Source organism: Umezawaea tangerina, assembly GCF_003002815.1.
Lineage (GTDB): Bacteria > Actinomycetota > Actinomycetes > Mycobacteriales > Pseudonocardiaceae > Umezawaea > Umezawaea tangerina.
On record NZ_PVTF01000007.1, the window covers coordinates 502,947 to 516,891 of the forward strand.

General features: G+C 72.1%; 15 protein-coding genes. 9 read left to right on the top strand and 6 right to left on the bottom strand.

Going from position 1 to position 13,945, the window contains the following annotated elements:
- Positions 1 to 8: 8 nt before the first annotated feature.
- On the bottom strand, positions 9 to 845 hold the full coding sequence (locus CLV43_RS25090) for a LysR family transcriptional regulator (RefSeq protein WP_106189707.1): 837 nt from the start codon (positions 843 to 845) through the stop codon (positions 9 to 11).
- A 95-nt stretch (positions 846 to 940) separates the two neighbouring features.
- On the opposite strand from CLV43_RS25090, the gene CLV43_RS25095 reads away from it, so the two are divergent.
- Together CLV43_RS25095 and CLV43_RS25100 are read left to right on the top strand one after the other, a co-directional pair.
- Complete coding sequence (locus CLV43_RS25095) at positions 941 to 1,660, top strand: SDR family NAD(P)-dependent oxidoreductase (RefSeq protein WP_106189708.1); 720 nt, start codon at positions 941 to 943, stop codon at positions 1,658 to 1,660.
- 476 nt (positions 1,661 to 2,136) lie between these two features.
- The gene (locus CLV43_RS25100; RefSeq protein ID WP_106189709.1) at positions 2,137 to 2,952 is read left to right on the top strand and encodes an SDR family oxidoreductase; all 816 of its coding nucleotides are present in this window, start codon (positions 2,137 to 2,139) and stop codon (positions 2,950 to 2,952) included.
- On the opposite strand, the gene CLV43_RS25105 is transcribed toward CLV43_RS25100, so the two are convergent.
- Positions 2,949 to 3,617 carry a TetR/AcrR family transcriptional regulator gene (locus tag CLV43_RS25105; protein WP_170155998.1) on the bottom strand — a complete coding sequence of 223 codons (669 nt, stop codon included), beginning with the start codon at positions 3,615 to 3,617 and terminating at the stop codon, positions 2,949 to 2,951. The two genes, CLV43_RS25100 and CLV43_RS25105, sit on opposite strands and share 4 nt — an antisense overlap.
- Positions 3,618 to 3,715: 98 nt before the next feature.
- Between CLV43_RS25105 and CLV43_RS25110 the strand changes: the two genes are divergently transcribed.
- Positions 3,716 to 4,156, top strand: coding sequence for a MarR family winged helix-turn-helix transcriptional regulator (locus tag CLV43_RS25110; protein WP_106189711.1), 441 nt, complete (start codon positions 3,716 to 3,718; stop codon positions 4,154 to 4,156).
- Positions 4,157 to 4,241: 85 nt separating this feature from the next.
- A complete protein-coding gene (locus CLV43_RS25115) occupies positions 4,242 to 5,399 on the top strand; it encodes an FAD-dependent oxidoreductase (RefSeq protein ID WP_106189712.1) in 1,158 nt (385 codons plus the stop codon).
- Here the strand turns inward: CLV43_RS25115 and CLV43_RS25120 are convergent.
- From CLV43_RS25120 to CLV43_RS25130, 3 genes are all read right to left on the bottom strand, one after another.
- On the bottom strand, positions 5,388 to 6,686 hold the full coding sequence (locus tag CLV43_RS25120) for an acyltransferase family protein (protein ID WP_106189713.1): 1,299 nt from the start codon (positions 6,684 to 6,686) through the stop codon (positions 5,388 to 5,390). The genes CLV43_RS25115 and CLV43_RS25120 overlap by 12 nt on opposite strands.
- A 67-nt stretch (positions 6,687 to 6,753) precedes the next feature.
- Positions 6,754 to 7,716, bottom strand: a complete 963-nt coding sequence (locus CLV43_RS25125; protein ID WP_106189714.1) for a threonine ammonia-lyase — start codon at positions 7,714 to 7,716, stop codon at positions 6,754 to 6,756.
- Between the two features lie 26 nt (positions 7,717 to 7,742).
- A complete protein-coding gene (locus tag CLV43_RS25130) occupies positions 7,743 to 9,284 on the bottom strand; it encodes an FAD-dependent oxidoreductase (RefSeq protein ID WP_245886941.1) in 1,542 nt (513 codons plus the stop codon).
- A gap of 50 nt (positions 9,285 to 9,334) precedes the next feature.
- Here CLV43_RS25130 and CLV43_RS25135 point away from each other — a divergent pair, with 50 nt between their 5' ends.
- The 3 genes from CLV43_RS25135 to CLV43_RS25145 all read left to right on the top strand — a co-directional run bounded on the left by CLV43_RS25135 (position 9,335) and on the right by CLV43_RS25145 (position 11,412).
- Entirely contained in the window at positions 9,335 to 10,051 is a 717-nt protein-coding gene (locus CLV43_RS25135) for a TetR/AcrR family transcriptional regulator (protein ID WP_106189716.1), read from the top strand.
- Positions 10,052 to 10,144: 93 nt separating this feature from the next.
- Positions 10,145 to 10,585 carry a nuclear transport factor 2 family protein gene (locus CLV43_RS25140; RefSeq protein ID WP_245886942.1) on the top strand — a complete coding sequence of 147 codons (441 nt, stop codon included), beginning with the start codon at positions 10,145 to 10,147 and terminating at the stop codon, positions 10,583 to 10,585.
- Complete coding sequence (locus CLV43_RS25145; protein WP_106189717.1) at positions 10,582 to 11,412, top strand: Rossmann-fold NAD(P)-binding domain-containing protein; 831 nt, start codon at positions 10,582 to 10,584, stop codon at positions 11,410 to 11,412. Before CLV43_RS25140 ends, CLV43_RS25145 begins: the two co-directional genes overlap by 4 nt.
- A 45-nt stretch (positions 11,413 to 11,457) precedes the next feature.
- Here CLV43_RS25145 and CLV43_RS25150 read toward each other — a convergent pair whose 3' ends face one another.
- A complete protein-coding gene (locus CLV43_RS25150; RefSeq protein WP_106189718.1) occupies positions 11,458 to 12,069 on the bottom strand; it encodes a TetR/AcrR family transcriptional regulator in 612 nt (203 codons plus the stop codon).
- Between the two features lie 211 nt (positions 12,070 to 12,280).
- On the opposite strand from CLV43_RS25150, the gene CLV43_RS25155 reads away from it, so the two are divergent.
- Positions 12,281 to 13,507, top strand: a complete 1,227-nt coding sequence (locus CLV43_RS25155; protein WP_106189719.1) for a cytochrome P450 — start codon at positions 12,281 to 12,283, stop codon at positions 13,505 to 13,507.
- A gap of 84 nt (positions 13,508 to 13,591) precedes the next feature.
- Complete coding sequence (locus CLV43_RS25160) at positions 13,592 to 13,888, top strand: MGMT family protein (RefSeq protein WP_106189720.1); 297 nt, start codon at positions 13,592 to 13,594, stop codon at positions 13,886 to 13,888.
- Positions 13,889 to 13,945: the final 57 nt, after the last annotated feature.

The following is a 13,945-nucleotide window of genomic DNA, read 5'->3' on the forward strand; positions in this document are numbered from 1 at the left end:
GCGCGGGCTCAGCGCTGCGTGGCGACGCGGACGAGGTCGGCCAGCGCCCGCGAGCGGCTGTGCGGCGGCCAGGCGATGACGGTCGTGACCGGCGGCGCGTCCAGCACCGGCACCGCGGTGAGGCCTTCGAGCAGGTTGGCGCGGCAGGAGTCGGGGAGCACCACGGTGGTGCGGCCCAGTGCGATCAGCTGGAACAGCTGCGTCTGGTTGTGCACCTCCGCGCCGGGGCCCTCCGGGTAGCTGCCGTCGGCGCGGGGCCAGCGGGCGAGCGGCAGGTCCGGCAGCGCGCTGACGTCGGCCGTCCGCAGATGCGACCTGCTCGCGAGCGGGTGCGAGGTCGGGAGCACCGCGACCTGGCTCTCGGTGGTCAGGATCTCGGTGTCCAGATCGGCCGTCGAGTCGAACGGCAGGTGCAGCAGCGCCACGTCGGCGCGCCCGTCGTGCAGCGGCCGCTGGGGTTGGGATTCGCACAGCAGCAGGTCGACGGCGACCGCGTCCGGTTCGGCGGCGTAGGCGTCGAGCAGCTTCGCCAGCAGCTCGCCGGAAGCGCCCGCCTTGGTGGCCAGGACCAACGACGGCCTGCTGGTCGCGGCCTGCTGGGTCCGCCGTTCGGTGGCGGCCAGCGCGCCGAGGATCGCGCGGCCCTCGGTCAGCAGCACGGACCCGGCCTCGGTCAACGAGACCTTGCGGCTGGTGCGTTCCAGCAGCGCGACCCCGAGCCGGTGTTCGAGCTGGGCGATCGTCCGCGACAACGGCGGCTGGGCGATGCCCAGCCGTTGGGCCGCCCGACCGAAGTGCAGCTCCTCGGCGACCGCGACGAAGTACCGCAACTCCCGCGTCTCCACGGGTTTCAGCCTACCCGCGGATCGATATCCGCAGGGTATCGTCGCACCACCCAGACGGTGTTGGTGTCCCGTCGGTGCGCGGTCACGATCGAGTCATGAGTGAGCGGACGATCGCGTTGGTCACCGGCGCGAACAAGGGGATCGGGTACGAGATCGCGGCGGGGCTGGGCGCGCTGGGGTGGAGCGTCGGGGTCGGGGCGCGGGACGGGCAGCGGCGCGATGACGCCGTGGAGAAGCTGCGCGCGGCGGGGGTGGACGCGTTCGGCGTGCCGCTGGACGTGACCGATGACGCGAGCGTGGCTGCCGCCGCGGCGTTGGTGGAGGAGCGTGCCGGGCGGTTGGACGTGCTGGTGAACAACGCGGGTGTCGCGGGGCCGTGGCCCGCTGTGCCGTCGACGATGTCGGTGGACGCGGTGCGGGACGTGGTGGAGACGAACGTGCTCGGCGTGATCCGGGTGACCAACGCGATGTTGCCGCTGCTGCGGCGCTCCGGGAGCCCGCGGATTGTGAACCAGTCGAGCCATGTGGGGTCGTTGGCGTTGCAGACCGCGCCTGGTGTGGAGCTCGGTGGGGTGGACGGGGTGTATTCGCCGACGAAGACGTTCCTCAACGCGGTGACCGTTCAGTACGCCAAGGAGCTGGTGGGGGTGAAGGTCAACTGTGCTTGTCCTGGGTATGTGGCGACGGAGTTGAACGGCTTTCGTGGGACCAGTGCGGCGGAGGAGGGGGCTCGGGTGGCGATCCGGTTGGCGACTTTGCCGGATGACGGGCCGAGTGGGGGGTTGTTCGATGGTGCGGGGGTTGTGGCTTGGTAGGGGGTGCTGGTGCCTCGGGCGGCTGTGGGGATTTGCTGTGTTGTCTCGCCCGGTGTCGCTACAGCGGACCTAGGTGCGGTCGGCTTGACTTGGGGCCCCTTTTTTGGGCTTCGTCGGGCGAAAAAGGGCAGGTGGTAGAGCCTGCCCGCCGCCGCAAGTCTAAGCCCAAAAACCCCAAGTCAAGCCGACCGCACGAGCGGACGAGCGTGCTCGCTTCCAGCATCGCTGGGTGACTTGTCTGCTGCTTCCAGCATCGTTGGGTAGCTGGCTGGCTGTTTCGGCGTCACTGGCAGTCTGCTTGCTTCCGGCGTCGCTGGGTCAGCTTGTGATCGATACGCCGTGGTCATTTCCGGTGTCGTTGGGTCATTCGCCTGCTGCTTCTGGCTTTGGTGGTGCTGCTTGTCCTGACGCTACTATGTTGGTCAGCACAGTGACGGCAGGCCAGCACAGAGGTGTGTTGGGGGAGAGGTGGGGTTGTGAGGGAGTGGGACGGGGCGGTTGCGTTCATCACCGGTGGGGCCCAGGGGATTGGGCTGGGGATTGCGCGTGCGTTGGGGAAGCGGGGGGTGCGGTTGGCGGTGGTTGACATCGACGAGGAGGCGTTGGGGCGGTGTGGGGATGAGCTGGGTGAGGTGGGGGAGGTTGAGGTTTATCGGTTGGACGTGCGTGATCGGGCGGCGTTCGCCTCGGTGGCCGACGAGGTCGAGGGGAGGTTCGGGGGTGTTGATCTGTTGTTCAACAACGCTGGGGTTGTGCCCTACTCGGCGGTGTCGGAGTTGGGGTACGAGAAGTGGGATCTGGCGTTGGGGATCAACGTCGTCGGGGTGGTGAACGGGATCCAGACGTTCCTGCCGCGCATGATCGGGCGGGGGCGGGGTGGGTACGTGGTGAACACGGCGTCGGGGGCGGGGTTGGTCGCGGATGCGAACGTGTTGTACGTGACGACGAAGTTCGCGGTGGTGGGGTTGTCGGAGTCGCTGCGGTTGGCGTTGGAGGGGCACGGGATCGACGTCAGCGTGCTGTGCCCCGGTCCGGTCGACACCGGCATCGTGCGCAACACGCGGGCGTTGGACGAGAGTGCGTTCACGGGGTTGAGCGACAGTGCCGTGCAGGGTGTGGAGGCGTTCCTCAAGAGCGGTGTGAGCATCGACGAGGTGGGTGAGATGGTCGTCGCGGGCATGGAGGCGCGGTCGGCGTGGATCCACACCGACGCCGTGGTGCGAACCCACGTGGAGCAGCGGATGACGGCCATCCTGGACTCCATCCCGGTTCCGGCGGCCGGGACGCCCTAGTCGGCGCGCTTGCGGGCCTTCCGGTCGTTCGCGGTGCGGCGGTGCGGGGTGAGCGGGGTGGTCCACACGTCGGCCAGGTTCTTGTCGACCATGGCCGAGATCGACCTCAGGGCCGCGTCGAGGTCGAAGCCGTCGGGGTCGATGAGGGCCTGGAGGTGGATGCCGACGAGCGTCCCGTGGAGCGCGACGGCGAACGCGCGCTCCTGCTTCGCGGCGGTCTCGGGGTCCGCGCCCTCGGGCCGCTGCACGCGCAGCCACAGCTCGAGCCCGTCCCGCCGCCGGGCGAAGAAGTCCTGGTACTGCGCGTGGACGACACCCGTGGTGCCGATGGCCTCGGTCAGGATCATGAACGGCAGTCCCGCGTTGCCCTCGCGCACCAAGGTGGCGGAGTCCTCGAACACCTCGGTGAGCGGGGGCACGGACTTGTAGAGGCCCGGCGGCATGGCGCGGTCGATCGCGCGTTCCAGGACCGCCACCACGAGACCGGCCTTGTTCTTGAAGTGCCAGGGGATCGAGCCGCGGCTGATGCCCGAGCGCTCGGCGATGTCCACGAAGGACGTGCGGTCGAAGCCGCGCTCGGCGAACAGCTCCTCGGCCGCGTCGAGGATGCGACGGCGGCTCTCGTCGCCGATCTCGTCGATCCGGCGCTGACCTCGGGCACTCACGGTGGTCATCCTAGATCGACGTCCGGCCGCCGCCCGGTCCGCACGGGCGAATAGTTCGAACATTGACTGTTAGAGGCCTAACGGTTAGAGTTCTCATCATGGACGCACCCGAGCTCACCACCAGTCTCGACCTGGTCCGTTGGGTCGTGTGGGCCCAGCGCAAGGCGGGGGAGGACTGGATCCGCGAGCGCGGGCTCAGCCACGAGCAGAGCTTCGTGCTCGGATACCTGGTCCAGAGCCCCGGTGCGATCCAGCGCGACATCGCGGAGATGACGCGCACGAGCGCGGCGAGCGTCTCCAGCCTGGTGCAGGGACTCGAACGCCGCGGCCTGGTGGAGCGCCGGACGGAGGGCGGGGACGTGCGCAGCAAGCGCGTCTACGCCACCCCCGAGGGCGGTGAGCTCATCGCCGGGTTCAGCGCGGCGATGGCCGCCGTCGAGGAGACGATCCTGGCCCCGCTGGACCAGGACGAGCGGACCACCCTGCACGCCCTGCTCACGAAGATCACCGCGGAGCTGCCCCGGCCCACCCGGTCGTAACCGCCGGCCGCACGGACCGAACTCCCCTCAACGCCACGCCCGCCCCCCGCGGGCGTGCACTCGAACCTGCCCGAACGGAGTCACCATGACCAGCCACGTCACGATCATCGGTGCCGGACTCGGCGGCCTCACCCTGGCCCGCGTCCTGCACGTCCACGGCATCCCGTCCACCGTCTACGAGGCCGAGGCCTCGCCCACCGCCCGTGCGCAGGGCGGGATGCTCGACATCCACGACCACAACGGCCAACCCGCGTTGGAGGCGGCGGGCCTGTCCGAGGAGTTCCGCGCGCTCGTGCTGGAGGGCCGCCAGGCGATCCGGGTCCTCGACCGGGACGGGAACCTCCTGTTCGACAAGGCCGATGACGGCACAGGCGGGCGTCCCGAGGTGCAGCGCGGCGAGCTGCGCCGACTGCTGCTCGACTCGCTGCCGGAGGGCACCGTCCACTGGGGACGCAAGGTGGGCGGTGTCCGGGCGCTCGGGGACGGGCGGCACGAGGTGACCTTCGACGACGGCGACACCGTCGTCGCGGAGCTGCTGGTCGGCGCGGACGGCGCGTGGTCGCGGGTGCGGCCGCTGCTGTCCGACGCGGTGCCCGAGTACATCGGCAGGTCGTTCGTCGAGACCCACCTCCACGACGGCGACACCCGGCACCCCGCCGCGGCGAAGGCGGTCGGCGGCGGGTCGCTGTTCGCCCTGGCGCCGGGCAAGGGGATCCAGGCGCACCGGGAGAGCGGCGACACCCTGCACACCTACGTGGCGCTGTGCGAGTCGCAGGAGTGGTTCGCGGGCATCGACTTCACCGACGCCGACGCGGCCACCGCGCGGATCGCGGCGGAGTTCGACGGCTGGGCGCCCGAGCTGACCGCGCTCATCACCGAGAGCGACACGCCGCCGGTCCTGCGCCCGCTCCACTCGTTGCCGATCGGGCACAGGTGGGAACGGGTGCCCGGTGTCACCCTCGTCGGCGACGCCGCGCACCTGTCGGGTCCGAACGGCGAAGGCGCGAACCTGGCAATGTACGACGGCGCCGAGCTCGGCAAGGCCATCGCGGCCCACCCGGACGACGTCGAGGCGGCGCTCGCGGAGTACGAGCAGGACCTGTTCCCCCGTGGTGCCGAAGCCGCGGCGGACGGCGTTCAGCTCCACGAGTTCCTGTTCGGCGCCAACGCACCGCACAGCCTCGTCGACGCCTTCCTGGCCGACGACGAGACCTCCGGAGGACGGCTGTCCTCAGTGGACTGACCGACTACCGCGCCGGATGTCGACGACCTCTCCCAAGAGCTTCGGCGGGCGGAGCGCGACCTTCCGGCCCCAGGCCTGGCACGGTACCTCGATGAAGCGGTGGGTCACCACGCACAGCGGCAGCAGCACGGCGTAGAAAGCCAGCTCCAGCACCAAGTTGTCCTGCCGCGACCGGCCGAAGGTGCCGTCGTGCACGGCCAGCAGCAGCGGGTGCACGAGGTAGACCGAGTAGCTGATCGCCCCCAACCCGGTGAGCCAGCGCGGAACCCGTCGGTGGCGGGACGCCAGACCGACCCCGAAGGTGAGCAGGGCCAGCAGGAACGCCACGATCCAGCCGCGGCGGGTGAAGTGCGGGTCGTCACCGTGCAGGTAGGCGCTGCCCACGGCGCAGACGACCACCACGGCGGCCGCGCAGGCCGCGTACCGCCAGGTGCTCCGACCGCTCTCGGCCCGGTGGACGGCCGTGCCGAGGAACATCACGGCGAGGATGACCAGCCCTTCCCACACCGGGACCGTTCCGTTGAGCAGCACCAGGGTCAGCCCGAGCACCCCGCCCAGCACACCCCCGAACACCCGCAGGGCGGACGACCCCGAGCACGCGCAGCCGATGGCCACCGCCATCGTGACCGAGGTCAGCGCGACCAGCGGGCCGGTGCCGACCACGTGGGAGAGCATGGACACCGGCAGCACGACCCCCGCCGCCACGCTCACGGCGGCGAGCACGGCCAACGTGATCGCGACGGCACCGGAACGCTGGTGCTGGCGGACGGTGAAGAGCGCCACCACCAAGAGGTAGAAGGCCATCTCGTAGGAGAGGGTCCACAGGACGAGCAGGAGGTTGTGCGTTCCCAGCAGTTCCTGGAACAGGGTGAGGTGGGCGACGGCCAAGGCGGCGTTGTCCTGCCCGCCGCGGATCTCCGTCAGCCCGGCCAGGCCCGCGACCACGACCGCGCCGACGGCGACCGCGCACAGCGGGTAGATGCGGAACGCCCGGCCGATCCAGAACGCCCGGACGTCACCGCGGCGTTCCAGCGAGGCCGGGATGATGTAACCGCTCACCAGGAAGAACACCATGATGCCGAACCGGCCGATGTTGAACGTCGGCATCAGCTCCCGTTGCAGCTCGGGCTGGAACGAGGACGACGAGTGGGCGAACGCCACGACGAGCGCCGCGATGCCGCGCAACGCGTCCAGCCACCCCAGCCGCGACGCGCGGTGCGGTGTCGCGGCGACCGGTGGTCGGGGGATGGTGGAGATCGGGCGCAGGGTCGGGAGAACGGGCTCCATGCAGTTCGTCACGCGCCCGCCGCCGCCGAGGTTGCCTGGCGCTCCGGTCAGTCCTCCCGGCGCCCGGTCACGGGCGGACCCAGCGGTGGTAGGCGTCCAGGTCGACGTTGCCACCGCAGACGATCGTCACGACGTGGCGGCCCGCGAACCGCTCGCGGTCCTCCAGCACCGCGGCCACGCCGAGCGCGGCCGACGGCTCGACGACCAGACCCGTGTGCTCCAGCAGCAGGCGCATGCCCTCGATGATCGACGACTCGCGGACGAGCACGGCGTCGTCGGTCACCGCGAGGAGGTCGTCCAGCACCTCCGGGATGGGGAAGCGGCCCGCGACGCCGTCGGCGATGGTGTCGAGGGAGTCGGTGGTGACGACGCGCCGCTCGTGCCACGACCGGGTCATCGCGGGCGCTCCCGCCGGCTGCACGCAGATCACCTCCACGCCCGGCGCCACGGTCTTGAGGACGTGGCCCACGCCGCTGGCCATCGCGCCACCGCCGAGTGCGACCAGGACCGCGTCGAACGCGGGGCCCGCGCCCGCCAGTTCGAGTCCGATGGTCGCCGCGCCCTCGCAGGTCTCGACGTCCAGGCTGTCCTCCAGCAGTCGGATCCCGCGCTGTCGCGCGATGTCCGCCGCCCGAGCGCGGGCGACCTCGATGTCGCCGTCGACCAGTTCCAGCTCCGCGCCCAGCGCGCGGATCCGGTCGAGCTTGGTGGCGGGCGCCCGCTTCGACGCCACGACCGCGACGTCGAGGCCTCGGCGCAGGCCCGACCAGCTCAGCGCCTGGCCGAGGTTGCCCGCGCTGGCGCACACCACGGCGGTCCGGCCCTGCTCGACCAGCAGGCTCGTCACGAGCTCGGTGCCCCTGGCCTTGAAGCTGCGGACCGGGTTCGCCGTCTCCAGCTTCACGCTGACGGTGCACCCGAGCTGCCTGCCGAGCGCGTCGCACGGGTAGAGCGGGGTGTCGAGGAACATCGGGTCGACGACCCGGCGGGCCGCGTGGATCCGGTCGAGGTCGAGGCGCGTCTGGGGCACGCCGGGACCTTATCCGTCCTCGGTGGTCAGCCAACCGGCTCGCGCACGGGTGTGCCGGTCCACCGGTGCAGGGCGTCCGCGAGCCCCGCGCTGTCGGTGGTGTCGCAGGCCCAGGCGACCACGCCGTCCGGGCGCACCAGGACGCCGGTCGGCGTCGCGTGGTCGTCGGTCACGGTGGTCACCCGCCCGGCCCAGGCCGTGGCGAGGCGGGCGAACCCGCCGTCCGGGGTGCGGTCGAGCAGCAGGAACCCGCCGCCGTGGCCGTGGTCGGCCAGCCGGGAGCCGTCGGCGAGCCACAGGTCGGGGGCGTGCCTGCCGACCAGCGGGTGGTCGCCGGGCAGGTCGACGCGCTGGTCGACCCCGGAGATCTTGCGCACCGCGTAGGTCGTGCCGTCGCGGGTGCCCAGCAGGTCGGCCACGACACCCCGCAGCGCGGCGGACTTGAGGTCGCCGCGCAGCACCGCGATCTGGCCGCGCGTCCAGTCCATGACCCACGCGCCGACGGGACGGCGTTCGACGTCGTAGGTGTCGAGCAGCCCTTCGGGCGCCCATCCGGCGACGACGGCCCCGAGCTTCCAACCGAGGTTCATCGCGTCGCCGACGCCAAGGTTGAGCCCTTGGCCGCCGAACGGCGGGTGCACGTGCGCGGCGTCGCCCGCCAGCAGCACCCGTCCCGACCGGTAGGCCGCGGCCTGGCGGGTGTTGTCGGTCCAGCGGGTCGGGGTGGCGCGCAGCGCGGTCAGCGTGACGTCGGTGCCCGAGACGCGGCGCAGGCTGGCCTGCACGTCCTCGAGGGTGATCGGCGTCGAGCGGTCGGCGGGCGGGTCGTCGAACTCGACGATGGCCACCCGGCCCGGCTGAGGCCCGCAGCGGTAGGCCCCCGCCGACGACCACGTCCACCCGTTGGCGAGCTTCTCCGGGTCGGCGATGTCGACGACCGCCTGGTACCCGGTGAGCTCGGGGGCGGTGCCGGGGAAGGCGATGCCCGCGAGGCGGCGCACGGCGCTGTGCCCGCCGTCGCAGCCGACCAGCCAGCCGGTGCGCACCGGGCCGTCGGTGGTGTCGACCAGCACGCCGTCGCCGGTGTCGTGCAGCCCGGTGACCTCCACGCCGCGGTGCACCGGCACGCCGAGCCCGGCGACGTGCTCGGCGAGCAGGGCCTCCAGCTCGCGCTGCGGCACCATCCGCGCCCCGGCGGCCGCGGTGTGCGCGGCGATGTCGGGATCGGCCCAGTCCACCAGGTCGGGGTCGAGCACCATCCCGGCGAAGTGCCCGGTGAACCGCGCGTCGGGCGCCCGCCGGTCGCCGGGCTCGGGCGCGCGGCCGTAGGTCCCGACCCGTTCCAGCACGTCGCGCTGCACCTGTTCGGCGGCGGGCAGCAGGCCGCGGCGGTCGAGCGCCTCGGCCGTCGGCATGTTGATGCCCTGCGCCTTCAGCGAGGTCTCCGGTTCGGCCAGTCGTTCGAGCACCCGCACCGACGCCCCGGAAAGCGCCAGCTCGGCGGCGAGCACCAGGCCCACCGGTCCTGCTCCGACCACGGTCACGTCCACGTTCTCATCGTTAGACACGAACACTGTTCTATATACGAACGACGTTCGTGTCAAGCTAAGGTGGTGCGGTGAACCCGAGAGAGCGACGTGCGGCGCGTCACCAGCTGCCGCCCCCGGAGGCCGACGCCAAGCCGCGGCGGCGCAAGGTCCCGATCACCGTGGAGCAGGTCGTCGACACCGCGCTGGGGGTGATCGCCGCGGAGGGCTACGAGTCGCTGACCATGCGCAGGCTGGCGGCCGCGCTCGACACCGGGCCCGCCTCGCTCTACGCCCACGTGGTCAACAAGGCCGACCTGGACGAGCTGCTGATCGCCCGGCTGTGCGCGGGGATCCGGCTGCCCGACCCCGACCCGGCGGCCTGGCGCGAGCAGATCCGCTCCGTGTGCGCCGACCTGCGCGACCAGTTCCTGAAGTACCCCGGCGTCTCCCGCGCCGCGCTCGCGATGGTCCCCACCGACCTGGAGACCGTGCGGGTGAGCGAGGGGATGCTGGCCATCCTGCTGGCGGGCGGCGTCGCCCCGCGGGCGGCGGGGTGGGCGATCGACGCGATGCTGCTGTACGTGGCGGCCTACTGCCTGGAGATCTCCGTCATGGAGCAGCGCAGGGTCGACGACGACGCGGCCTGGGTCGTGGATCCCGACGAGCTCCGGCGGCGGCTGGCCGCACTGCCCGTCGCGACGTTCCCGCACACCGCCCGCTACGCGGCCGAGCTGACCTCGGGGGCGGGGCACGACCGGTTCGACTTCACCCTCGGGCTGCTGGTCGACGGCGTCGCCTCCCGGTAGTCCGCCCGCGGACCCACGGGGTGGGTGCGAGGTAGCTATCGATAGGACGGGACGGTATCGTCTCGACCAGAAAGTCATCTCCAGGAGGAACTGATGCACGCTTTGTCCGACGAGGCACGCCGCGAGCGCGCGCGGGAGCGGTTCGACCGGGCGCTGGCCCTGCTCGTGGACCACGACATGGAGGCCTTCGCGCACCTGTGGGCGCCGGAGGGGACCATGGACTTCCCGTTCGCGGTCGACGGCCAGCCCGAACGGCTTGAGGGGCGGCAGGCCGTCGTGGACTACCTCGCGCACTACACCGACATGGTCGACGTCCGCGCCGTCGAGGTGCACGCCGTCCACCCGATGCTGGACCCCGACACGATCGTCGTCGAGTTCGAGGCGAGCGGTGTCGTCGTCGCCACGGGCCTCGACTACGCCATGCCCTACATCGCCGTGATCACCGTCGGGGACGAGGGGATCACGAGCTACCGCGACTACTGGACGCTCGCGAGGATCGCGTCGTCGCTGCCCGCCGCGGCGGTGTCGGCGTGAGCGGTCCGGTCCTGGTCCTGGGTGCTACCGGCACCACCGGGTCGCGGGTGGCCGGGCGGCTGCGGGAGGCGGGCGCCGAGGTCCGGCCCGCCAGTCGCTCCGCGGCGGGCATGACCGCCTTCGACTGGCGCGACGACAGCACCTGGCCCGCGGCTCTGGACGGGGTGCGCGGCGTCTACCTCGTGTCGCCCACCGACGGTGGCGACCCGGTCCCGGTCGTGTCGCGGTTCCTGACCACGGTGGTCCGGCTCGGCGTGCGCCGGGTCGTGCTGCTCAGCTCGTCGGCGCTGCCCGAGGTCCCGACGGGCCCCGGAGCCCTGCCCGGTCTCGTCCGCTCGACCGCGCCCGAGTGGGCGGTCCTGCGGCCGTCGTGGTTCATGACCAACACGATCGGGTCGACGCCGCTGGCGGGCGGGCTGCGCGCGGGCGAGGTGCGCACCGCGACGGGGGACGGGAAGGTGGCGTTCGTCGACCCGGACGACATCGCCGCCGTCGCCGTCGAGGTCCTGCTCGCGCCCCGGCCCGTGAACGCCGACCTGGTCCTCACCGGCCCCTCGGCGCACAGCTACGCCGAGCTGTGCGCGATGGTGGCGCGGACGACCGGCCGCGAGGTCCGCCACGTGTCGGTGAGCACCGGGGAGTACGCCGACCACCTGGCGGCGAACGGGATCCCGGCGGCGTACGCGCCCCTGCTCGCCGGGCTGGACGAGGGCATCCGGCACGGCGGCGAGGACCGGGTCACCGACACCGTCCAGCGGCTCACCGGCCGGGCTCCCCGGTCCCTGCGGCGCTTCCTCGACGACCACGCCGCCGCGCTGTCGTCGTGACCGCCGGGGTCGTCGTGAGGGTGGCGGTCGTCGCGACGGCGGGGGTCAGAACCGGCCGGTGATCACGCCGACGACCAGGGTGGTGACCTCGTCGAGGTAGGCCGGTGAGACCTGCTCGCGCCGGGCGACCACCCGCCAGAAGACCATGGCGGCGATCAGGTCGAGCACGACCTCGCGGTCGACCGGCGTGTTCAGCTCGCCCCGCTTCGCCGCCCGGTCGAGGATCGCCGTGCCGCGGGCCCGCCGCGGCACGCCGATCCTCGTGGTGAGCGGTTCGGCGAGGGCGGCGTTGCGCATGCCGTTGGCGAGGATGTCGACGTAGATGCGGCCGATCCGGTCGTCGGCCATCCAGGAGACGATCTCGTCGAGGGACTGGCGGACGTCGCCCCGCAGGCTCCCCGTGTCCCTCGGCTCGCCGTCGCCCACGACGATGAGGTCGCTCAGCACCTCGACCGTCATCGCGTCCTTCGACGTCCAGCGGCGGTAGATCGCGCTCTTGCCGACGCCCGCGCGGCGCGCGACGGAGTCCATCGACATCGCCGCGAAGCCCTTGTCCGCGAGCTCGTCGAGCACCGCCGCGCGGATCGCGCCCGTGACGTCCTGGCTCAACACGGCCGCACCGGTCGCGGCCCGCTTGGGCTTGGCGCTGCTGGGCATGGCGAGAAGTTATCAAAGCGGGTGGTCCGCACCGACTCCGGCGAGGCGTTGGTCCGCCGCGCGTCCGACTCGGCCGGCGCGGTCGCTTCCTGGCTGGCTCGGCGCCACGAGAAGCGCAGGTGAGCCAATATGGCTCGCAATGGCGCCAAAGTTGTGCCACTATGGCGCCATTACCGGTGCGGTATGCGCCGACCGCCAGGAGAGGACTCCGATGAACGACGTGGTTCCCGTCCCGCAGGGCCTGTTCACGCAGCGCGACGCGGGCCCCTTCGACCCGCCGAGCGGCATGACCCGGCTGCGCGAGACCCGCCCGGTGAGCCCGCTGCTCTTCCCCGACGGCCACGTGGGCTGGGTCGTCACCGGCTACGACGCGGTCCGGCGGCTCCTGGCCGACGGCAGGTTCAGCTCCCGCCAGGACATCGGCGTCCTGCACATGCCGTTCGAGGTCCCCGGCATGCCCGTGCCGACGGAGCCGTCCCCGCAGATCCCCGGCGTGTTCATCGCCATGGACCCGCCGGACCACACCCGGTTGCGGCGCAAGCTCACCGGGGCGTTCACGGTGAAGCGGATGCGGGAGCTGGAGGAGCATGTCGTCGACGTGGTCGAACGGCAGCTCGACGCGATGGCCCGCCTGACGCCGCCGGTCGACCTCGTCGAGGAGTTCGCGCTGCCGGTGCCGTCCCTGGTGATCTGCGAGCTGCTCGGCGTCCCGTACGCCGACCGGGGCGGCTTCCAGGCCGACTCGGCCAAGTTCCTGGTCAAGGACCAGCCGTTGGAGGAGAAGATGGCGGCCTACACGGGGTTGACCGGCTACCTGGCCGACCTGGTCACGCGCAAGCGCGCCGCACCCGACGACGACATCCTGTCCGACCTCGCCCGTGACGAGGACCTGAGCGTCGAGGAGCTGACCGGCATCGCGTTCCTGCTGCTGCTCGCGGGCCACGAGACCACCGCGAACATGCTGGCGCTGGGCACCTTCGCGCTCCTGGAGAACCCCGCGCAGGCGGCCGGGCTGCGCGCCGACCCGGACCTGCTGCCCGGTGCCGTCGAGGAGCTCATGCGCTACCTGTCCATCGCCGACATCTTCTACCGCTACGCCGTGGAGGACGTCGAGCTCGGCGGCGAGACGATCCCCGCCGGGTCGACCGTCATCGTCTCGCTGCTGGCCGCCAACCGCGACCCGCTGCGCTTCGACGACCCCGACACCCTGGACGTCCGCCGCACGGCCCGCGGCCACGTCTCCTTCGGCCACGGCGTGCACCAGTGCCTCGGCCAGCAGCTGGCCCGCGTCGAGATGCGCGCGGGCTTCCACGGGCTGCTGCGCCGGTTCCCGACGCTCGCGCTGGCGGTCCCCGCCGAGGAGGTGGAGGTCAAGGCGGACATGAACATCTACGGCGTGCACGCGCTGCCGGTCACCTGGTCGGGGACCGCGGGCTGAGCAGGCCGGACGGTGTCCGGTAGTAGGGTGGTCCGGCCGGGACGGCCGACCTCGTCCCACCCCTCCCGACCGCTGGAAGACACCGTGGACGAAGTCCTGCACGACCGCATCCGTGACGCCATCCTGGACGTCCCGCCCGGCAGGGTGACCACCTACGGGGACATCGCGGCGCTGACCGGCGCGCCGTCGCCGCGCATGGTCGGGGCGCTGCTCTCCGAGGACGGCCACGACCTGCCGTGGCACCGGGTGCTGCGGGCCAACGGCACACCGGCGCCGCACCTCGCGCACGAGCAGCTGACCAGGCTGCGGGCGGAGGGCGTGCTGGCCAAGGGGCAGCGCGTCGACCTCGGCGAGTACCGCTGGCGTCCGTCCGAGGACTGAGCCGTCGGGCCGGTCGGTGCGGCCCAGGTGCAGGGAGTGCCCCGCCTCCCACGTGCG